19 protein-coding genes and 1 pseudogene are annotated in these 20,280 nt (G+C 67.8%); 5 read left to right on the top strand and 15 right to left on the bottom strand.

Annotated features, from left to right (window positions below; translation table 11 throughout):
* Positions 1 to 26 precede the first annotated feature (26 nt).
* The 14 genes from DY218_RS18655 to DY218_RS18590 form a co-directional block, all read right to left on the bottom strand.
* The gene (locus DY218_RS18655) at positions 27 to 1,106 is read right to left on the bottom strand and encodes an AAA family ATPase (protein WP_128557217.1); all 1,080 of its coding nucleotides are present in this window, start codon (positions 1,104 to 1,106) and stop codon (positions 27 to 29) included.
* An 826-nt stretch (positions 1,107 to 1,932) separates the two neighbouring features.
* Positions 1,933 to 4,257, bottom strand: a complete 2,325-nt coding sequence (locus DY218_RS18650) for a BTAD domain-containing putative transcriptional regulator (protein WP_158574063.1) — start codon at positions 4,255 to 4,257, stop codon at positions 1,933 to 1,935.
* 386 nt (positions 4,258 to 4,643) lie between these two features.
* Entirely contained in the window at positions 4,644 to 5,099 is a 456-nt protein-coding gene (locus tag DY218_RS18645; protein ID WP_128557216.1) for a pilus assembly protein TadG-related protein, read from the bottom strand.
* Between the two features lie 5 nt (positions 5,100 to 5,104).
* Positions 5,105 to 5,515, bottom strand: a complete 411-nt coding sequence (locus DY218_RS18640) for a TadE/TadG family type IV pilus assembly protein (protein ID WP_233521698.1) — start codon at positions 5,513 to 5,515, stop codon at positions 5,105 to 5,107.
* 26 nt (positions 5,516 to 5,541) lie between these two features.
* Complete coding sequence (locus DY218_RS18635) at positions 5,542 to 5,946, bottom strand: TadE/TadG family type IV pilus assembly protein (RefSeq protein ID WP_233521697.1); 405 nt, start codon at positions 5,944 to 5,946, stop codon at positions 5,542 to 5,544.
* Positions 5,939 to 6,130 carry a hypothetical protein gene (locus tag DY218_RS18630; protein ID WP_128557198.1) on the bottom strand — a complete coding sequence of 64 codons (192 nt, stop codon included), beginning with the start codon at positions 6,128 to 6,130 and terminating at the stop codon, positions 5,939 to 5,941. The genes DY218_RS18635 and DY218_RS18630 overlap by 8 nt, the downstream gene beginning before the upstream one ends.
* Positions 6,131 to 6,180: 50 nt before the next feature.
* A complete protein-coding gene (locus DY218_RS18625; RefSeq protein ID WP_233521696.1) occupies positions 6,181 to 7,080 on the bottom strand; it encodes a type II secretion system F family protein in 900 nt (299 codons plus the stop codon).
* Positions 7,077 to 7,949: a type II secretion system F family protein gene (locus DY218_RS18620; RefSeq protein ID WP_233521695.1), complete on the bottom strand. Its 873-nt coding sequence runs from the start codon at positions 7,947 to 7,949 to the stop codon at positions 7,077 to 7,079. The genes DY218_RS18625 and DY218_RS18620 overlap by 4 nt, the downstream gene beginning before the upstream one ends.
* A complete protein-coding gene (locus DY218_RS18615; protein ID WP_233521694.1) occupies positions 7,946 to 9,277 on the bottom strand; it encodes a CpaF family protein in 1,332 nt (443 codons plus the stop codon). Before DY218_RS18615 ends, DY218_RS18620 begins: the two co-directional genes overlap by 4 nt.
* Positions 9,274 to 10,104 carry a hypothetical protein gene (locus DY218_RS35255; protein ID WP_233521693.1) on the bottom strand — a complete coding sequence of 277 codons (831 nt, stop codon included), beginning with the start codon at positions 10,102 to 10,104 and terminating at the stop codon, positions 9,274 to 9,276. Before DY218_RS35255 ends, DY218_RS18615 begins: the two co-directional genes overlap by 4 nt.
* Positions 10,101 to 10,604: an SAF domain-containing protein gene (locus DY218_RS18610; RefSeq protein ID WP_158574061.1), complete on the bottom strand. Its 504-nt coding sequence runs from the start codon at positions 10,602 to 10,604 to the stop codon at positions 10,101 to 10,103. Before DY218_RS18610 ends, DY218_RS35255 begins: the two co-directional genes overlap by 4 nt.
* Positions 10,605 to 10,899: 295 nt before the next feature.
* The gene (locus DY218_RS18605) at positions 10,900 to 11,445 is read right to left on the bottom strand and encodes a hypothetical protein (protein ID WP_233521692.1); all 546 of its coding nucleotides are present in this window, start codon (positions 11,443 to 11,445) and stop codon (positions 10,900 to 10,902) included.
* 1,208 nt (positions 11,446 to 12,653) lie between these two features.
* Positions 12,654 to 13,133 (bottom strand): ATP-binding protein, encoded by a 480-nt coding sequence (locus DY218_RS18595; protein ID WP_233521691.1) that lies wholly within the window; start codon positions 13,131 to 13,133, stop codon positions 12,654 to 12,656.
* A gap of 350 nt (positions 13,134 to 13,483) precedes the next feature.
* Positions 13,484 to 14,158: an HAD family hydrolase gene (locus DY218_RS18590; protein ID WP_128557192.1), complete on the bottom strand. Its 675-nt coding sequence runs from the start codon at positions 14,156 to 14,158 to the stop codon at positions 13,484 to 13,486.
* A 107-nt stretch (positions 14,159 to 14,265) separates the two neighbouring features.
* On the opposite strand from DY218_RS18590, the gene DY218_RS18585 reads away from it, so the two are divergent.
* The 5 genes from DY218_RS18585 to DY218_RS18565 all read left to right on the top strand — a co-directional run bounded on the left by DY218_RS18585 (position 14,266) and on the right by DY218_RS18565 (position 18,710).
* Positions 14,266 to 15,477 carry a helix-turn-helix domain-containing protein gene (locus DY218_RS18585; protein ID WP_128557191.1) on the top strand — a complete coding sequence of 404 codons (1,212 nt, stop codon included), beginning with the start codon at positions 14,266 to 14,268 and terminating at the stop codon, positions 15,475 to 15,477.
* A 484-nt stretch (positions 15,478 to 15,961) separates the two neighbouring features.
* The gene (locus DY218_RS18580; protein ID WP_128557190.1) at positions 15,962 to 16,519 is read left to right on the top strand and encodes a hypothetical protein; all 558 of its coding nucleotides are present in this window, start codon (positions 15,962 to 15,964) and stop codon (positions 16,517 to 16,519) included.
* Positions 16,512 to 17,396, top strand: coding sequence for a DUF6415 family natural product biosynthesis protein (locus DY218_RS18575; protein WP_199566776.1), 885 nt, complete (start codon positions 16,512 to 16,514; stop codon positions 17,394 to 17,396). The genes DY218_RS18580 and DY218_RS18575 overlap by 8 nt, the downstream gene beginning before the upstream one ends.
* A complete protein-coding gene (hemC, locus tag DY218_RS18570) occupies positions 17,393 to 18,364 on the top strand; it encodes a hydroxymethylbilane synthase (RefSeq protein WP_233521690.1) in 972 nt (323 codons plus the stop codon). Before DY218_RS18575 ends, hemC begins: the two co-directional genes overlap by 4 nt.
* A 202-nt stretch (positions 18,365 to 18,566) precedes the next feature.
* Positions 18,567 to 18,710 carry a hypothetical protein gene (locus DY218_RS18565; protein ID WP_325052006.1) on the top strand — a complete coding sequence of 48 codons (144 nt, stop codon included), beginning with the start codon at positions 18,567 to 18,569 and terminating at the stop codon, positions 18,708 to 18,710.
* 114 nt (positions 18,711 to 18,824) lie between these two features.
* Here DY218_RS18565 and DY218_RS18560 read toward each other — a convergent pair.
* A pseudogene (locus tag DY218_RS18560) lies at positions 18,825 to 19,570 on the bottom strand (transposase family protein).
* Positions 19,571 to 20,280: the final 710 nt, after the last annotated feature.

Here is a 20,280-nt window from a genome sequence, read left to right as displayed (position 1 = left end):
CCTGGAAAGACCTGGGTGAGTTGGGCTCAGTACCGGGTGGGGCACTGGGCGCCCAGGGCAAGGGGGAGAGCTCGTTGACCGGTGGCCTTGGCGACGATCTCGGCAACCGCGTCGCGGTCGTCGAGGGGTGCGATCCCGATCAGGTTGGCGAACGCCGCGTCCACGCCGAGGACTTCGGCGATCTTCGAGAAGGCGATGAGTTCGCGGAGTTGTGGCGCCCAGCCGATCTCGCCTGCGGCTTGGCGTGCGGCGAGGTTGCGTGCTACGCGTACGGCGGTCTTGTTGATGTTCAGCGAGGCGGCCAGGTCGTAGTCCGTGCCGACTTGGATCTGGACACTGAACCTGGAGGCGAGGGCCTCGGTGAGCACCGCGCCGTGAACACCGGGGTTGTGTCCGGCGATCACGTAGAACCCTGGCTCGGCGGTGACGGTCTCGCCCTTGTGCGCCTTGACCTGAATCTGGCGCCGTCCGTCCATAGCCGGGTAGAGGGCGGCCAGGACCTTGGGGGAGATCAGGGTCGCGTCGTCGAGAAGGAGCGCGCGCCCCTCCTGCATCGCCGTGACCAGGGGGCCGTAGATGAACTCGTAGCCGCCCTTCTCGTCCTGGGTGTACTCCCCCACCAGGTCACCGACCGTGGTGTCGCCGTCTCCGGCGACCGTGATCAGGTCGTTGAAGGCGGCCTCGATGAGGGAGGTCTTGCCTGTACCCGGAGGGCCGTAGAGGAGTACCGGGACGTTGGCCTTCCGCAGGCGCCTGAGCGCTTCGACGTCGGGCAGGTCAGCCACGGCTCGTGGGTGATAGTACTGGCCGTTGGGCCGCAGAACTGGTTCCGGTTTGCCGCTTCGGGGCTGCGCCCCTGCCTGAACGGGCCCCGTGGTCACGGGCGTTGTCGGCGGTGCGGTGCGCTGCAGAGGTGGGGCGGCTACCTGGGCCGTGGCGGCCGTCGCGCGGTACGTGCGCGGGTTGGTGCCGATCCGTTCCGCCTCCCCCCGGGTCACGAGGGTTTCGCAGGCGTTGCCTACCGCCCCGCCCGAGTGGCCCAGGCGACGGGCAAGTGCCGTGACGCTGTAGCGACGCGCGGGGGCGGCCGCGAGCACCCCGGCAATGGAGGCGCGCAGTTCGCCGGGGCGAGTTCGGGCCGCTCCGGCAGCAGGCGTCGGTGCGGGAGCAGGGGGTGGGGTGGATTCAGCCAAGGCAGAACACTCCTCTCAGGAGATAAGGAGACAGGGAAGGCAGGCTCACGCCAGGTCGCATACCGGAGTGCGAATTGAGAATTCAGTCCGCAGAATCAGTCGACCAGCGGCACCCGGAGCCGAATTTCCAGGCATAGGTCACCTACGGAACAAAAGGGCACTGGATCCCTTCCCCGAATTCCTTCGGGCTTTTCAGGAACAACTCCAGAATAGCTCGACCTGCGACGACATCCCACCCCGATTCGGGTCGCGAAATGCTGGAATTACCGCAAATTCACGACGCTATTTCAGGAATGAGAGGCGAGGCACGACACCTTCGCAGGGGCCCTTGGAATGGCGCGACGGTTCCGGAGGCAGTCCCGCCGGCGAGACTGCCTCCGGCCATTCGACCGTTCACTCGAACCCGGCATGGCCGGTTCCCGCGCGGCCCGGCCCCGGCCGGGCCGACCTCAGGCGGGCGGCAGTCGAGGCTCGGGCAGGTGGGGTGATGAAGCAAGAGAAGGATGTAGGCGGGAAAGAAGGAGGTGCAGCAGAAGCGTGGAAGGAGACGTTGGAGACGGCCGATGTATGAGGGAGGGGGAGCGCCGTAGGTGTTGGCAGATCGGGGCAGATTCCCGTACCGATATGCAGGCTGGCCGTCCGCGCGGCGGCAGATCGGCCCCTGAGCTGCTGTTTCTCAACGCACACGGGCTCCTGTCCAAGCAGGACGTGCAGGACGATCGAGGTGGTAGGACGGTGGTCAGGACGTCCTGAACGCCTTCGGAGAAACACGACTCACTACCGCCCTGCGCGAGGGCTCATTGCGCGCCGGTTCCCTACTCAGGAGTGCGCGAGTGGCCGGCTCGGGCTGGGCGTCGATCTGTTCGAGGCGTTCGGCGAGGAGGGCGAAGGTGCGCTGTGCTGCGTCGTCCCGGCCGAGGTCGAGTTGGAGCTGGATGATCCGACGGTAGATGCCTTCGTTCTCAGGGTCGAGGTCGGCGGCACGGTTGAGGAGGGCGAGCGCCGGTTCCGGGTCGGCTGAGCGCTGCAGAGCGTGGTCGGCCAGGAGCGTCAGTGCGTCCAGGGCCCGTCGGTGGAAGGCGGCCCGTGGTCCGTGTGCCCAGAGGTAGTGGGCCCCGTCGCACAAGGGGCCTCGGTACGCCTCGGCTGCCCGTTCCAGGGCGATCGCCCGCTCACTCGACGAATCGGCAGTGGCTGCTTCGGTGACCGCCTCGGTAAATTCCGCTGCGTCTGTGGTGACGTATTGCGGATCCAGCTTGTGCACTCTTCCATTGAGAACGACGAACGCTACTTCTTTCATACCCGTAGCGCTTCTGAATACTCTGCGTGCTGCGCGCCGCAGATTCTCGATCTCGCCCTTGGCGACGTCCGGGTCGTCGGCCAGTTGCATTTTCTCGGCGATTTCCTCACCTCTGAGGCCATCTTTGTGGGTGGCCAGCAGGGCGATGAATTCTCGGGTTTCTTCTTTCCGGGTTTCAATGAGGCTGCATTCTTCGTCTCGAACGAAGAGTTTGAAACCGCCGAAGAGTTGGATGTGCAGCGCGCGGGTGCGAGCGGGGCGTACGGGCTCCGGGGGCAGGGTTGGCGCCTGGTGGGGTGTCTCCGGGGCGCGCGACTCGGCTGGGGCGTCGGGGTCGAGCGGCCCGTCGTCGCGGGCGTGAGGGTGGCCGTGCGAGGCGTGCATGAGGTCGATGAACTCGGGGGCCGTACGGTCGGCGAGGCGGAACATGGAGGCGCCGTCCAGTACGGGGAGGTTGCTGGTCACCGCCCCGTCCTCGGCGACCGACACCCAGCTTCCGGCCCTGCTGTTCTCTCCCAGGGTGATGACGGCAAGACTGCCCGGGGTGGCTCGGCTCGCGAGCGCGGTGAGCTCTGCCGGCACGGAGAGTTGAGTGTCGACAAGCAGGATGTGCCAGGCGTCCGCATCCGTATCTGCTGCAGTGTCCGGCCTGGGGGCGAAGAGTTCGTCGACCCGGCGTGCCTGTCCGACGAGCCGGCTCTCGACTGCCGCCAGGGCGTCGCCCCACGACTCTTCGATGGTCAGGGCAGGAGGAGGCACGACCAGGTCCGGCAGGAGCCGGGACACGGTGGTCCAGGTGCTCACCAGCTGTAGGCGGGGTTTTGACGGGCGCAGGCGCTGCGTGGCTCCGGTGACCGCGACGATCAGGTGGCGGGCGGCCGAGTCGGCTCCCGGGCCCGTGAGGTGCGCCCCGCCGGCCACCGCCAGGGTCTCGATCCCGAGTTCGCAGCCGTCCTTCTCCGCAATGGCGACCGAGCCCGGTGGCATGGGGTCGGCGGGAGGCGTGCGGCGTGGCAGCTCGGTGGAGTGGTGGTGCGCTGCTCGTGCTGACAGGTGAGCTCGGTTGCTGCGCTCGAGCGCGTCGTTGAGCGTGAGGTCGTCATGGCCATCCGGGGACTCGCCGAGGGAGGTTGGGCTGAGCGATCGGCGACGAGCCGCATGCCGGCGGGCGAAGGCGACCGCGGCAGCGACGCTGGCCGCGGTGGTCACGCCGATGGCTGACGCGGCGCCGACGGAGACCGTCACCGGGCGAGTGCGTTCCGATCCTTCCGCACGCGCCGCCGCCTGTTGAGAGCTGTGTCCATCCGCCTTTCCAGCGTCTCGGTCCTTGTCCCCCTGCTGTCGAGCCCCGTTGTACGGGTCTTGAGCCTCGGGCGGCGTGCGCGGCTCCCGCTTCCTCGCTGACTGGTCGGAGTGCGGAGCAGAGCCCTTGGTCGCCGGCAGGCGCAAGGTCCAGCCGGGGGTGATTCGGTCGGGATGCGACAGCAGGTTGCCGTCCGGCTGCCGGATCGTGCAGGAGAGCTCGTAGATGCGGGGCCATTGAGCGGGATCTCCGAGGTGCTGTTCGGCGATCCCCCACAGGGTGTCACCGGTCCGCACGGTGTATGTGTCGTAGGCCGGTCGCTGTTCAACTTTCTTTGCAGGTGCGGCTTGTTGGGTTGTCGCCGCGATGGTCGCGGCAGCCGTCTCCGGGCGATTCGTGCCGGTGGCTGGTTCGGCCTGGGCATCGGCGGTGCGGAGGAGGCCGGAGAGCGCGATGATCATGGTGCCGATCATGAGTACGGCGGCGGCGCGTGGGGCCGACACGGACGCCGCGCGCCTGCGCAGGAGTCCCGCGTCGGTGATCAACGTGGGCATTCGCCGTACCGCCCACAGTGCTTCGTACAGGAGCACCGCAATGAAGTACACCCAGCACAACCACCCGATGAGACCGAGTACTTGGAGGACGAAAGGGTCGCTCACGGGCTGCCCGAGACGTCCGACAAGGTCGCCGAAGGACGCCACCTGCACGGGCCAGGGGACGCCGATGAACCTGTCCAGGGTGTACGGGATGCCACCCACGGCCACAGAGAGCCCGAGCACCGACGCCGCGAGACGGCCTACTGCGCCGACTCGGCGTGCACGGCGTCGGGGCGAGGGCGGTGTACGCGTCACGGCGCAGCCGCTCCGTCGTCGTCCCATTCCGTCGCGGCCCCACGCTGGATATGGGCGGTGGCGGACGCGGTGGTGGTGAGGGTGTCGATGCCGACCAGGGACAGGACCTGCGTCGGTTGCACATGGGTGACGGCCACCTGGGCCTGGTCGTCGAGAACGGTCACGTCGGCGCTGTCACTCACGGCCGCGACGCGCGCGTGCGCGGCCGCAGTTGCTTCGCCCGGCTTGAGCCGCATGCGATCGTGCGCCCGCAGGTGTTCGAGGTCGACTTCCTGGCAGGCCGCTCGGGCTGCCTCTTGCGCGGTGTCTGCTGCCCGGACCTTTCCGGCCAGAGCGAGCCCGCCGTCAATAACAAGCCCTGCGGCGAGAAAGAGCCCGGCAACGGACACGACAACGACCGCCGTCACCTGTCCCGAATCGTCGAGAACGGCGCTTCGCGGATCCCACGACATCCGGTTCACAGCTGCTCTCCTCGGTATCGGTCGACAACCGAGGAGGCGGAGGCTTCCACGTCCACGTCACCCAGCCCCGGGACATCGAGGGCAACATGGCACCGCACGGTCACCCGGACCACACCTCCGGGCGCGAGGTCACCCACCTCGGGAGCGACGCGAGGATCGGAACAGGAGGAGCCGGCTCCGGCGAGGCTCTGCCGGGCGGCGCGCCCCGCGTCGGAGCCGGCTTCGCCAGTCGTACGGGCCAAGGTGGCGGCGCGTGCTGCCTGATGAGCCGCCTCGTCCGCGTCGAGCCGGGCGCCGGCGAGCTTGCCGAAGCCAACAGCGACCAGCGTCAGCAGGATCAACAACGGTGCAGCCAGAACGAGTTCAGTGGTGGCCGCTCCACGATCTCGACTGATACCGGCAGCCACTCGAGCGAGCATGTGCCGTACGCGGCTCACTCGGCGGTCCACTTCTCCACCGGCCCAGCAGCATGTCCGGAGACCTTCAGGTCCAGTCCGGGTACGACGGTCATCACGGTCCCTTCCACGTGTGCGACGGCATGCTCGCCACTCCGATCGACCTGGACCGCCGGCGCGGTCAACACGCGCCCGGCCAGCAGCCGGAGAGTGGTCTCCGCGCGCGCTGCGCCCGCCGCCGCGCTCGAGTCCTCTGCGCGGGCGGTGGCAAGGGCACGCGAGGCAGCCGACTGCGCGATGTGCTGGGCGTGCGCGGCCACCGCGAACTGGACCACGCACAGAAGCAGAAACATCAACAACGGCACGACGATGACCAGCTCCGTCGTGGCCGTGCCGCGGTCGTCCCATCTGAGGCGGCCCCGGTGCGTTCGACCGCTATCCAAGATCGATCCCGCCTGCCTTGCCGACGACCTTCCCCGTGATGATCCCGATCACGGTGATCGCCATGATGGCGAGCAGTGCGGTGACGACGATGGTCTCGGTGGAGTACCCGGCGTCTTTCCTGATGCCTTCACGTACCTGGGTGGCCCACGCCTGGGCGAGATCGACGAGTGGGCGAATGTTCACGAGAAGCTCCGTTCCGAATGAGGTGTCCGGCTGCGACGGACCAGTGAGCGCTACAGACCGGCGAGCACGGACTGCAGGGCCGGATAGCCGATGAAGATCAGGAACCCGGCGAAGAGAACGACGAGGGGCAGCGACATCCGTTCCGTCGCCGACTGCGCCGCTCCGTCGGCCTCGGTCAGACTCCGTGTCCGCATGGCTCCGGCCTTCGCCTCGAGCGAGACGCGGATCTTGGCGCCTTCGGAGCCGGCGAGAGCCACCGTCGAGGCCAGTTCGGTCAGTTCGCGGACTCCGGTACGGGTGCCGAGTTCGCCCAGTTCGTGCCAGACGTTGCTACGTCCGACCTCGGAAGCGGTGAGGGCACGTCGTAATTGTGCGGCTCCCCAGCCGTGCGGCCGGGCACTTGCTTCCTGTAGCGCCTGGTGGATGCCGGCGCCTCCGGCGAGGCTGATGACGACGAGGTTGAGGAAGACGGACAACGTGTGCCGCAGGTCCTGACGCCTGCGGCGTGCGGTGGAGCGCACCGCAAGATCGGGTGCCATGAACAGCACACCGCCCATGGCGACCGACGCGAGCGCCGACAGCTGCCAGCCGAGCCCGGCACCCGTGAGGCCCCAGTACAGGAGTGAGGCAACGCTGGGAGCCAGCAATCCGAGGACGAACGCGGTGCACTTCTCGGCGAGAAGACGTTCCACGGATACGTCGGCGATGCGCAGGTCGCACAGGAGACCACGGGTGGGCAGTCCGCAGGCCTTCAGCAGGGGGACCCCGCTGCGGCCAAGGCGCGCGGCCCATCCCGACGGCTCCGCAGTTTCTGGCTGGCGGGGCGGCGGCACGGGTGCCTTGCCCAGTGGTGCCAAGGATTCGGCCAGCGAGGATCGCGGCGGCACCATGCCGTACACGGTCACGGCGAGGAAGACTCCGAGACCGAGTCCGAGAAGGATCGCATTCAATGCAGTGCCGCCTTCCCGGACGGCACGGAATGCGCGCCCTTGAGCACCCGCGGCTCCTCCGCGATGGCCCCGATCTTCGCCAACCACCAGAAGGCAAAGGCAAACAGACCTCCCACCACGGTCAAGGCCAGCTGCCCCTCCACAGTCCCGAACGGGTCCAGGTATCGGCGGTTGAGCACGACCAACCCACCGGCCATGGAGAGGGTTGTCCCGGTGATCACCCGCACCGACGTACGGACGCGGGAACGACCAGCTTCGATCTTCAGCCGCATCGTCACCTGCTCGCGTGTCGCCTGTGCCAACTGCCCCAACAGAGAGCCGAGTTGTCGTGCCTGGCTCTCGGCGGCAAGGATCAGCGAGGCCGTGACCATGTCACAGGTCGCGTCGTCCACGTCGTCGGCAAAGGCACGTAGCGCATCTCCCAGCGATTGGCCGGCCTCGATGCGTTCCACGAGACGCGCGACGTCGTCGCGCAGTGCGGGTGGTGTGACGGACGCGGTCGCGGTGATGGCCTGCTCGAGCCCGGCCGCGGCCGAAAGCGTGTCGCGGAGCATCTCCGCCCACACGGCCACAGCTTCCAGCTTCGACGTACGCGCCGCGGCCGCACGGTCCGGACCGAGGAGGCGCGGCAGCGCCAGGCACCCGGCGATCGTGAGCAGTCCGGCGACGGCCCATCCGGTGACCGCGACGCTCAGGGTCCCGGCACCGATCGATGCGAGCCAACGTCTGCCGCTGATGTGAACGGGCAGACGCAGTCGGCGTCCCTCGCGCTTCATCCGCGTCCGGGGATGCAGTCCGCACGTGCCGACAGCCAGCGAGGCCGCGAAACCGAGACCCAGGAGCAGTCCGAGGAGCGTGGTGCTGGTCATCGGCCCCGCCCCCATCGGTCACCTCGAAGTGCATCGGCGTCGAGGCCTGCAGCCGCGAGTTCGGCGGCGGTCTCGGTGCGCAGCGGCGCCCCAGGGACGGCTCTCCCGTCGGACCCGGGCCGGTAGACCTCATTGGAGATCACCTGTGCTCCCTCCGCGTCCACAACCTCTCGTACGGAGTCGATCGCGCGCCGGCCCTGGGCGTCCCAGCCGAGATGGACGACGAAGTGCACGGCGGACGCGACCAGAAGGTTGGTCGCTTCGAGCGAGAGGCGTTCCGGCGATTGAGCGGCGTACGCGGCGAGTTTAGTGAAGACGCCGCGCGAGGTGGAGGCGTGAATAGTGGACAGCGAGCCGTCGTTGCCCTGCGACATCGCATTGCACATGGGGACGACCTCGGCTCCGCGGATCTCACCGACGATGACTCGGTCCGGCGACATACGGAGCCCCCAGCGCACCAACTCGGCCTGGTCGACGGCTCCCTCCCCCTCGAGATTGGCCTCGCGTGCCTGGAGTGCCATCACGTTCGGGTGTGTCTCGGGGTTCTCGTGCAGTCCGAGCTCGAAGGTGTCCTCCACGGTGACGAGGCGCTCGTGTGCCGGGATGACCGAGGCAAGGCCTCGGGCGAGGGTGGTCTTGCCGACGTTGGTGCCGCCTCCGACGATGACGTTCTTCCGGGCCCGTACGAGTGCAGTCAGGAACGCCGCCAGTGGTTCGTCACAGATGCCGAGCCGGTGGACGAGGTCGTCCATGGTGACGCGTTTGAACCGGTGTCGGCGGATGGTGAGCCCGACACGGTGGGAGAGAGCCATCACGGCGAACAGGCGGGACCCGTCCGGCAGGCAGATGTTCAGGCTGGGCGAGCCCCGGTCGAACCGACGCTCTTCCAGGCCCGAGCGGGCGGCGATCTGCCGTACGAGGTCGACCAGTTCGGCGTCCGACGCCGCGACCGGTGGCCGTCGTTCCTCGCTGCCGTCCGCGTAGCGTACGAAGACGCGGTCGGCGCCGTTGATCTGGATGTTCTCGATGCGGTCGTCCTCGAGCAGCTCCTGCAGCGAGCCGAGACCGAACAGAGCCTCCATGACGGCCCGTTCCAGAGCTGTCTGCTCCGGCTCGGCCAGCGGCCCCCGACCGGCACGCAGCCGCTCCTGATTGTGTGCCGCGACCTCGTCGTCGAGAAGCCGCCGGGCGAGTTCGCGGCGCTCGCCCCCGCTCTGGACCGGGAGATCGGCCTCCGCGCGGGCGTGCGCGAAGCCCGTCAGCGTCTGCGCGATCCGGATCCGGACCTGCTCGGCAACGGACTGATCTGCTACGCCCGGTGATGTCACAGCGGCCCGCTTTCTCCAGCAGCCTCGAGCGCCGGCCGGGTGACAGAGCGCGCGGTGAGCTGGGCGAGTTCGCCAGCCAGTCCTCCGTACGCACTCTGCGCTTCGATGCCGGCCAGCTGACGTGCGAGGCGAGCCGCTCCACGCGCCAAGGGCGAGCGCCCCCATCTGCGCTGTCCGACTCTCGCCTCGCCCCTCAGCGCCCGGCCCGCTCGTTCGTCCCAGGGCAGGAGATGGACGCAGGGCTCCTCAAGGTCGAGTGCCTTGGCGATCTCGGACGTCGAGTACGGACACGCACCGATGACCACGAGGTCCACTCGTTCTGCCGACAGCCAGCCAGGCCGGGCGGCTACGTGAGCGAGAGCATCGGCACCGCCCTGTGCCACCACAACGAGCCGATCGGCAGCAGCTGCGAGCGCTCGGGACGGCGCCGCACCCAGGTGTCCGAGGTCCAGCAGCACCGTTCCGCTCTGTTCCTCGCTTCCCTTCAGCACGGGAACACGAGCCGCCAGCTCTTCCACGCTGGCCCTCGCCTGATCGGCCCCGGTGGGTGCGGCGACAGCCAGCACGCCGCTGACGATCTCCTGCGCGCATGCGGTGAGTTGGGACGCAGGGCCTGCACGTCGGGCTTCGGCGGCAAGCGCCAGCAGACCCGTCATGTCGGACAGTCCGAAGCGGACCGCCAGGTCACCCCCGGAGGCATCTGCCTCGACCACGATCGGCCGACCATGTGCCGCATCCGGCGGCCAGGCGGCCGCCAGGGCAAGAGCCAACGTCGTAACGCCCGGAGAGCCCTTCAGGGCCCCGAACGCCATGATCTCGCGCGTCACGAGACCTCCTGTACCGAGTCGCTGAGCACCGCGATCCGCGGATCACTCAACTGCGCGGTCCGAAGGACAGCCCCGGCATCGGTGAGCACCGTGACTGCGCCCTTCCCCGACGCTGACTCCGGCCTGCTCACCGCATTCACCACGCCCAGGACCGGGTCGGGCGCCTTCTCACCCTCCTGAAGCGCTCGAGACTCCGGGCCGGCCCCCGGAACCACAGCAACTCTCTGTCCGGCAGCCAGCCCCGCCGGCATTGACTCAGCAGCCACGCCGACGACGACGAGTGCGCGGCCCTCCGGCGGGAACTGCGCCGTATCACCGACGTGACCCCGCGCGACCATCTGCCCCGCGACCAGAGGCACCACCGCTCGACGCCCGACGACGGAGCTGCGCTCGCCGGCAGGCACGACCTGGGTGGCATCGTCCACACCGAGTTGGACCACTCCTACGTCCTTGGCCTCGATGACGTCACCGGCCGCAACCGGCCGCACCACGGTCAGCACCGGCTGGCGCTCCCCGGCACCCGCGACCAACCAAGCCACGCCTCCGGCGCAGGCGATCGCCCCCGCCAATCCGAGCGCGACGAGCCCAGGTCGCCATCGGCGCTTCGGCCCGACCGGGCCGCCTGCAGGAGGGGCTTGGCCCTCCCCCTCCGGGCGCCGTCGCACCCAGGGCATATCCGTCCTCGCTGAGCTTGAAGAAGACAAAGACGTACCCACGCTCCACCTCACTCGATCGTGAAAAGAACTCGCCGGACACCGACACGGGTCCGGACCGACCGCTCCTCGCCCGGAGCGCTCAGGGAACGACCAAGGCCTGCGCCTCGGCCACCTTCAGCGGGACTTGAGCCGCGGTCTCCTGGCCGGGGACAACGCCCTCCTCTCCCCCGCCGTGCCACGTCACGTCCCAGATCACCGCGGCAGAGACCTGGTAGGCCTCGCCCGGCTCCGCAGCCGACGAACGCCGGTACAGGTGACCGCAATCGGGCGACGCCGCCTCAGCCGAGTACTTCGCCGCGTCGTAGGGCGTTCCCGCGCCCTCGCACACCACCGTCCGGCCATCCCCCATGCCCCAGCGCACGCGTTGCGGTACCGCCGTCGCCGTGACCGTCACGCCGGGCACCTTCACCGTCTTCGAGACCGGCTTCCACATAGCCGCGTCGAGCCACATCCACGTGGGCACCCGCACCAGTTGAGAACGCTTCTCGTCAGGGTTCGTACGGATCGCAGGCTTGGGCAACACCAGCTCCCGCACCGCTTCTTGGGCAGCGACAGCAGGTTGCACCGGGGCCTTGTCATCGCCTGCAGGTTCCTGTGGTTCCTCCGGATCGGCGAAGTTCTGCATCGGAAGCGGGACTCCTCGAGGCCCATACATCTGCCCCGGCAAACGATCACGCTTCAGCGCCCCTCCCGCGCTGCGACCGCCCGTGACCGGACCAGCAGATCTCCGCTCCGACCCAGCCGTGTGCGGAGCAGCCGGACGACTACGTGTTTCGCTGCGCGCGCTCACACCGCACTTCCCTCCACCGCACCTCACACCGGCCGCTGCTCCCATGAAGGAGCCACTGTCCTCAGCCCAGCTGGGTCTGGCCAGTACTCCGATCAGCGACAGGCCGACGGCTACGAGCGCCACGTCCCGCTTGGCCGTGGACCGGACCCTCACGGCATGCACGATCCGGCCTCCGCCGAGTACAGCTTCGTGACCAGCCACTTGGCGCCGCTCAGCTCAACCGTGGCTTCAGTCCTGTAGCGCCCTCCGGGCAAGTCCTCTNGCTCAACCGTGGCTTCAGTCCTGTAGCGCCCTCCGGGCAAGTCCTCTGGCGACGCGCTCGCGCTCTGTTGAGGCCACGTCGAACCATCAACGCAATCCAGGAGTTCGACCTTGACCTTCGCCGACTTCACGACCTTCGGCGCAACGGTGGGCTCGCCCTCTCCGGTCAGGCCGGACTTATGGTTCTCCTCCATCATGTAGCGCAGCAGGCTCAGCGCATCGCCCCGCGCATGGTCGTCCAGCCGGGGATGCTTCGCATCAGCCGTGCGCGATGCCTCTGCCGCGTCTTTCCACATCGCGCGGTAGGCATCAATCGCCGCCCGAGACTCCCGCCCTTCGACCGTGGGCGCGGGCATCGGCGGCGGGTCGTCGACGGCCGCCCTGCTCGTGGCTGCGGCAGTCGCTTCCGGCGAAGCGTCTTCCGAGCACCCAGCAAGCCCGATGGCCACCATGGCTGCTAATGCCGCGACCGTTGCTCCGTTTGCTCTCATACGTCCCCCGTCTCTTCAGGTACCGGACAGACCAACCCACAGTGCGGCTGGTGCGCACCCGTGATGCCCGAGCTTCCTGACGGAATAAACCCAGTTCAAGGGGTTTAGTTACGGCTCACTCGGACGGAGACGAGATCGTCAAGATTCCGGCAAGGAGTGTCATCGCAAATCACCGATACGAGTTCGACATCCGTCGCATCGGCAAAGTCGACCTGTGGTAAATGGCGGGCGCATATGCAGCGCACGTTGCGCGGGGAGCGCACTTTCGGCGCACTCCCCGCCCCTACCAGGTCACCGTCCGCGCCACGTTGGTGGCCGCAGAGCCAGCCAGGCCGTCTTCGTACCCCTCCACGAGCGAAACCCCCATACGCCGTTGGAGAGTTCATCCACGATGTGCAGCCCCCGCCCTCGTTCCGACAGCAGTTCGCAGAGTGCGTCGAGGCCGCCTCCTCGCCCGGACTCGACCGGGAGGAACAGCCCACTCGCCGGAAGCACCGGGATATCTGGAATGCGGGGACTGTGATCGTCGACCTCGCAGACGATCTGCCGCGACGTTCGACGCACACGCACCTCGTACGGTCCAACCGCATGTTCATTGGCGTTGGCGATCAGCTCGTGCGCAGCGAGCACCAAGTCGGTGGTGGTCTCATCGTCACAGCCGTATCGCTCGAGCACCTCATACAGAGCCGCACGGGCCCGGCGCGGCACATCAGGCGACGGAGTGCTCCACTGGCTGACGATGTAGGGCTGAAAGGCCTGGTCGTGACACACGTCCATCACCACCTTGCCCGGGCGGCATGCCGACCGCGCGTAACGCGACGGTGGCGTCCACGGCCGGGCCGTGCACACGCACGGACTTCGGCGAGCGCGACAGGGCCGCCGCTGAACAACAGCAGCACCGTCAATACAGCAGTGAAAAGAGCAGGCACCACGGGGCCACACCTCCCGGTGATCGCGGTTGGAACGCGACCACGACACCGTGGACCGATCGAAGAGCGGAAGCCCGCTCTCACCAGCGATTTCAGGAATCTGATCGCGTCGCTGGCCGGACGACCGCGGCGGGACCGGCGCTTCAACGCCTCGTCTCGGGAGCACCTGACGCCGTCGTAGCCCGGAGCCGACTACGTCAGACCTTCAATGCACTTGAGGGCATGGCTGGTGTCAGACAGGTCGTCAAGGACGACATCGGCCCCGGCGTCATGCAGACGGGCTGCCGAGCTTCGGCCGGTCGCGACGGCGATGACGCGGACTCCGTTTGCAAGGCCGCCTTCGACGTCCGCGGGCGTATCGCCGATGAGTACCGCCTCGTCCGCTCTGGCGGATGCCCGGCGGAGCGCGAGTTCGACGAGCGCGGGTCGGAGGTCTGCGTCCTCCCCGTAAGCGCCGGCGTCCCAGTCGATGTGGGTGTCGAGACCGAACACGTTCAGCTTGATCTCGGCGACCGGGCGGACGTTGCCCGTCACCACTGTCTGCCGTGCATCGGCGGCGGCCAGGGCTTCAAGGATGGCGGCCGCCCCGGGCAGGGCCGAGCCGCGCTCCCTCAACTCGGCTGCGTGATCGACGTGTTGCTCGGTGAGCGCCGCTGCGAAGCGACGGAAGTCCGCACGACTCACCTCCAGGCCATGCAACTTGGCCGTTTCCCTGAAGATCACGGCTTCCGTGATGCCGTCGATCTTCGCTTGGTCCCGCATGGGTTGACCGGTCACCTGCTCGAAGGCCGCCGCGGAGAGTTCGCCTCCGACGCCGCGGGATTCGATGAGCGTGTGGTCGATGTCCCAGAGAACCAGACGAGGCATGTACGCCGACCTTTCCCGAACCTTGATCACGCTATGTGTTCCGATAGTCGCGGAAAGCCCCCGCGCCGGGAAGGTCCGCCCTACGCTGGCGTACCACGGGAGGGCGGATGGCAGAAACACCGAAGCTGCCCATTGGGGCTCGGATCAGGTACTACCGGAAGAAGCACGGTAACCGATCGCTGGCAGCCGTCGCAGGCTTGTGCGCGATCAGCGAGCGGTACCTCTCCATGATCGAGAACGGGAAGCGGACCCCGTCCCACAGCCTGCTCGCGAGCATCGCCAAAGAACTAGACGTGCCGATCGCGGCGCTCCTGTCGGAGGAAGCTCCGGAGAAAGCAACCGTCTCAACGGCGGCTGCACCGGACATCGCCCAGGCCCTCATGGGATACGGCACGACTCGCCGGGATCCTGCAGTACCTCCTGCCGAGTTGCGCGAGCGAGTCGAAGCGGCATGGCGGATCTGGCAGACCAGTCCCGAACGCTTCTCGGAGATCGAGCCTGTTCTCCCGGCCCTGATCACCGATGCCGAGCATTCGGTCCGGGCGCACAGAACATCGACCGACGCCACGGCCCGACGCGACGTTCTTCGTGCAGCGGCCGACCTCTACGGCCTCTTACGCTCCTACTGCCGCAGGTCGGGCCGTCTCGACCTCTCCCTCATGGTCGCGGACCGGGCCCGACGAGCTGCCGAGGACGCGGACGACCCCATCCGAATCGCCGCCGCTCACTGGAACTTGGGACACTGCCTGCTGTCCAGAGACGGTGGTGCGCAGGAAGCCGATGACGTTGCCCGTACGGCCCTCGAGCAACTGCACACAGTGCCAAACGGTCCGGACACAGCGGCCATGCAGGGCGCGCTCGAGCTCGTCCGCGTTGTAGCGGCCGCGCAGAGCAAGGACTGGTGGAGCGCACGGGAGCGATTGCACCAGCAGGCAGCCCCGCTGGGGGACAGGTCGGGGGACTCCAACACAATGTGGACCGTCTTCGGTCCGACGAACATCCACCTGCACGCCCTCAGTATCGAGATGCTCGCCGGCCACAGCACGGAGGGGCTACGCCTGGCGGACGAGGTGGACACCTCCCGACTCCCCAGCCGGGAACGTCAGTTCACGTTCACGCTCGACCTTGCTCGCTGCTACGACCTGCGGCGCGACGACGCGGCAGTCCTCGTGCACCTGCTGGATCTGGAGAAGCTGAGCCGCGAGGACATGGCCCGCAGCTCCCTGGCCGTCGATCTCGTGACAGGCCTGCTCCGCCGCGTACGACCCACGTACCGTCGGCAGGTGTCCGGCCTGGTCGAGCGGCTCAATATCGCGTGACTCGGCCGAACTAGGAGTTCTCCCGAACTCTCAGTTCGGGTCGGCGACCCGAATGCGGAATAGCTTCCTGCTCACCGCAGTCGCCGACGAGAAGAGAAGCCGTGATGACGAAGCCGCCGAGCGTGCTGTCGCGTGCCAGGAAGCCTGCAGAGCCTCCGCATTGGGAAGCCGTCAGGGTCGGCCGGTACTACGGCCTTCAGGTTCTCAGCCGGCTGAGCAGCCCTGGCGCCGTGGCCGTGGATCCGGACGGGCCGACCCTGTACTTCTTCGTGCCGCTCGGCACCGCCGCGACATGGCCACCGATGCCCACAAGCGGGCCTTTGTCCGTCGTGACCCAGCTTCACCTTCCACCCGCGAGCCGACGTACACCCCCGGGGCCGTACTGGCTGCTTCCACCGCCCCGAGGGGCGATCCGGCTCGCGGACGCGAACATGCTGCACGCGGCGTTGGCCGCGCAGCTCCCCCGCTGGGCGGAGGTATCGGCATGAACGAGGTGATGGCGCCGAGCCAGCCCGGAGCAGATGTCCCGCCCACTCAGGCACCGGCGCGGGCCGGCATGGACCGGGCGGTCGAGCACTGGCTGCTGTCCGCGGCGAGCGACCGTCGAACTGCCCTCCGGGAGTGGTCGACCACAGGTATCGCGATGGTCCGCTGTGGAGGCATCTTCGCAGCGCTCCGCGTACCAGCCGACATCATTCACGCTGCGGCGGGCACAGACGATCCGGCCGGCATCGACTGCTACCTGAGCAACGCACTTCGCGGCCCCGTACTCGTCGACCGATTCGCCCGGCGGTACTACGCACTCGTGCCGTCGAGCACGGCACGTTGCCCGGAGCTGTCGGCAGCGCTCGGCCCGGGGGTGGAATGTCTCGGCACGAACTCCTTCCTGGGCGTCCCGCATCCCACGCGACCCCACCCCGGCGCGACTCCCTCGTACTGGTGCGTACCCGCGAAGGTGCCGGGCCCTCTGTGCAGTCCTGGCGCCATCGTCAAGGTCGTGAATCGTGGCCGCCGACTGCTGGAAGAGGCCCTCGATGAGTGACGCCCCCGTCGATGTCGATGCGATACGGCGTACGGCTCAGCAGGTGCCGGTCTTCTGCACGTTCAATGAGGCCAAGGACTACGGGTTATTGCTCCGCACCCACATCCAACTCCTGCTGCGCGAACTCCGCTCACTACGCAGCACCACGAACTCAGCACGAGATGCGGCGGCTTCCGTGCGGATCATGGATTGGGCTGAAGCGCTACTGGATCGCGGGTACGGGGACACGGTCGACTCCGCCTCGAGGCACGTCGAGAACCTGGCGGCAGGCTGCCGCCTCCTCGTCAACCAGCTGGCCCCTGACCGCTGTCCGCGGCCCACATACGGCATCGGGCCCGTCGCCGAGTCCGACTGCTGTGATTCACCGCCGTCCGGGCCGATACGAGTGCCGGATTGCCTGCAGCACGAGCAGCCGAATACGCGGCCCGACGGCATCCCTGCCCTTGCTCGCTTGCTGGTCACCGACGCACAGGATCGGGTGCTCCTCGTTCATACCACGGGTAGCCGTCCACGGTGGATCGCTCCGGGCGGCATCGTCGAGCGGGGTGAGTCTCCGCTGACGGCCGCACGGCGTGAGTTCCACGAGGAGGTCGGCCTCGACATCGAGCCGACACGTCTCCTCGCGACCGTATGGGCGCCCGCCAGCAGGCCGGGCCGCCGCTCACGGCTGACCTTCTACTTCGCCGGACGCCGCCTCACCGCGCAGGAGATCAACCGCATCTCCCCCAACCCGACGGAAGTTGACGGAACACGCTGGGCCGACCGTGGGTCCGCGCGCTCCGTCCTGCCGTCGCAGATCGCCATGAACATCGGATACCCCCTCGACTGGTCCGGCACCGCCGCCTACATCGAATCCCGCACACCGGAGACCTTGTGACTACTGCATACGCCGACCGCCCACTGCGCATCGGCACCCGGCGCAGCCCGATGGCACTCGCCCAGACCGAACACGTGCGACACCTTCTGGCCGAGCTGGACCCCGGCATCACCACCGAAGTCGTGGCCGTAGAGACGGAAGCCGACAAGTGGCATGGTGATCTGGCCCAGTTGGGAGGCAAGGGCCTGTTCGTGAAGGCAATCGACGAGCAGCTGCAGCGCGGCGAGATCGACACGGCCATCCACTGCCTCAAGGACGTGCCTGGCGACGAACCCATGCCCAAAGGGCTGATCTTCGCGGCCATACTGCCCCGAGCGGACGTACGAGACGTTCTCGTCGTCCCGGAAGGTTCGAGCGCCGAGAGCCTCGACGACCTCCCGCCCGGCGCATTGATCGGCTCCTCCTCGGTGCGTCGCAAGGCGCAGATCAACCGCGCCCGTCCCGACCTCCAAGTGGTACGGATCCGCGGCATGATCGGCACGCGGATCGCCAAACTCGACGGCCGCAAACCGATGGACGTCAAGCTCGACGCCATGGTGCTGGCCTCGTCCGGGCTCGAACGGCTCGGCCTCGGGGACCGCGCCCGGCAGATCTTCACCGTGGACGAGATCCTCCCACCGGTCGGCGCCGGGGTACTCGCGCTGGAGTGCCGCGAGGCCGACCCGGAAGCGACCAAGCTCCTGTCCCGCCTGAACCACGACCGTACCCAGCTCGAGGCGACCGCGGAGCGCGTGATGCTCCACGGCCTGCGCGGGCATTGCAACAGCCCCATCGCCGGGTACTGCACCACCGATCCTGACGGTCAACTCAGCCTGCGCGGGATGGTGTTCTCCCGCGACGGCAGCAAGTTCGTCCACGCCCATTTCTGGGGCGAGTCCTCCAACGATCCCGGCGTACTCGGCGCACGCGTCTGCGCCGAACTCCTGCGTCAGGGTGCGCGCGACATCATCGAGGGCATCCCGCACTGACCCGCCCACGTCCCGCCGGCGCCACGCGTCACTTCAAGACCCACTGCGGAGCCCGCGCTGTGCGCCCTCGGATCGCTCCGGCCACCCACGTCTTCGTCCGAGCGGGACCGGCCGCAACCTCACCCACGCGACGAGAAGGGCACGACCTGTGCGACGGCTGTGGATTCGCGGTGACTGCTGGTTCGGTTGCGAGCGCACCGAAGTGCCCGTGCTGTGGCTCGGCCCGCTGCAGTGGGACGGCCAGCACGCCCCGGTCTACGCCTGCTCCCCCTGCCTCGCCCGCATCCAGGCCCAGGCCACCCGCTACTTCTACCAACGACGGCCGGCCGTCGTACGACCTACCTGACCTCTCGCCCGGCCGGCCGTCCTGCTGGGGGCAGACGCCACCAGCGCAGCCCGCACGCCCGAGGCAAGTCATACCGCTATATTCCCGGGCACTCTCCCCCTCACTGAACCTCTTTCATCCTGAGTAGTCGCAGGTCAGCAGGACGTGTACGGCTTGGACGGTTCGGCTGATGCGGCGGGTGGAACAGCGTGCTCTGCGCAGGATCCGCCAGGATTTGAGCTGGGCGAAGGCGCGTTCACCGGGAGCTCTGAGTCGGGCGTGGTCGCGGTTGAACTGCTGGTAGTGCTCGGGTTGTTCGCTGTGGTTCTTGTACGGGGTGCGAAAGGTTGCGCCGGCGCCTTGGTAGGCGCGGTCGGCCAAGACGAGGATCTGCCGGGTCAGGCACGCCTGGACGATGCCATGGGCACGGGCGGACGTCAGGTCGTGGGTGCGGCCCGGTGTCGCGCGGGAGAACCAGAGCGCTGTGCCGTCGGGTCGGGCGATGAGCTGGATGTTCATGCCGTGCTTGCGGTGTTTCTGTGCGTAGTACGGCTCGTCTGCGCGGATCCGGTCGGTGGGGATGAGGGTGCCGTCGACGATGACGTGGTCGCCCTCACCGAGGCCGGTGAGGGCTTCATGGAGTCCGGGCGACCAGGAGGCCAGGACGTCAAGGGTCTCGTGACGTACCGCCAGGCGGTGGCCTGGGATATCCCGAAACCGGCCCCGAGCTGCGAGAACGTCTCGTTCTTACGCAGACGGACGAGAGTGAGCAACGCCTGCTTGAAACAACCGAGCTTGCGCCAGCGGGTGTTGCGGAGCCGGCGGCGCTCGTACAGCAGCCAGGAGACATGCTCGACGAACTCGTGAGGGACGTCGAGCATGGCAGGATACGGAACCAATAGGGCCCCTCAGGTCGCCGGTGTGTTGAGTGGAATCACCACGCCAACGACGAGGAGCCCTGCCTTGTCACCACACCCGCTGACCAGCCCATTTCACTCCTACGACACAGGATGAAAGAGGCCCACTCATCCAGTAGATGAAGTGTCGAAATCGTGACCATTACCGCAGGCGCGACGAGCTCGCGAACGGCCTGAATCCGTCGCAGAGCCAGCCGACTTCCTTGGCGGTCGCCGACAATCAACCGGTCAGCTTCGGGGAGGAGGACAAGACAGCCCCTCAACCGCCGACAGGTTTAGATGATCCACCGAATGACGGCGCCGCCACCGTCCCGAGCTATGCCAGAGGTGACCTCCATCTCACCGCGGGTCTCTGACCTTGCAACATCCAAGTTCTTCGGCAAAGTTGACACCGAGGGACGCCTGTCGCAAATGCCACTGGGCCACTCTCGAATCTGTATTTACCCTTCCACATTGCACCTGGGTGCGCTCGATCGAGCGTCACGATTTGGATGATCATCTAAGTCGTTTGACGGTCCAATAGGGAGGGAAAGTGGAATTCGCAGAAACGGTTCTCTCGTTGCGCTTTGGGGTGGGGAGGGAGCAGGATCGGGGCAGGGCGGTTTCAAAGTCGAGTTGATTAAGTGAGTGTGCAGGCCACGGCGGCGTGACGGTGCCGACTGGGGCCGTGGCCC

The organism is Streptomyces triticagri, from assembly GCF_003429565.1.
Lineage (GTDB): Bacteria > Actinomycetota > Actinomycetes > Streptomycetales > Streptomycetaceae > Streptomyces > Streptomyces triticagri.
The sequence above is the reverse complement of the archived record's forward strand: the minus strand, read 5'-3'. Positions and strand labels throughout refer to the sequence as shown.

Excerpts from the sequence above, each read along its gene's own strand:
- DY218_RS18650 (WP_158574063.1), bottom strand. The coding sequence starts at position 4,257 with ATGATCATCGCGCTCTCCGGCCTCCTCCGCACCGCCGATGCCCAGGCC.
- DY218_RS18645 (WP_128557216.1), bottom strand. The coding sequence starts at position 5,099 with ATGTCGTGGGATCCGCGAAGCGCCGTTCTCGACGATTCGGGACAGGTG.
- DY218_RS18620 (WP_233521695.1), bottom strand. The coding sequence starts at position 7,949 with ATGACCAGCACCACGCTCCTCGGACTGCTCCTGGGTCTCGGTTTCGCG.
- DY218_RS18605 (WP_233521692.1), bottom strand. The coding sequence starts at position 11,445 with ATGCAGAACTTCGCCGATCCGGAGGAACCACAGGAACCTGCAGGCGAT.
- DY218_RS18590 (WP_128557192.1), bottom strand. The coding sequence starts at position 14,158 with ATGCCTCGTCTGGTTCTCTGGGACATCGACCACACGCTCATCGAATCC.
- DY218_RS18585 (WP_128557191.1), top strand. The coding sequence starts at position 14,266 with ATGGCAGAAACACCGAAGCTGCCCATTGGGGCTCGGATCAGGTACTAC.
- DY218_RS18580 (WP_128557190.1), top strand. The coding sequence starts at position 15,962 with ATGAACGAGGTGATGGCGCCGAGCCAGCCCGGAGCAGATGTCCCGCCC.
- DY218_RS18575 (WP_199566776.1), top strand. The coding sequence starts at position 16,512 with ATGAGTGACGCCCCCGTCGATGTCGATGCGATACGGCGTACGGCTCAG.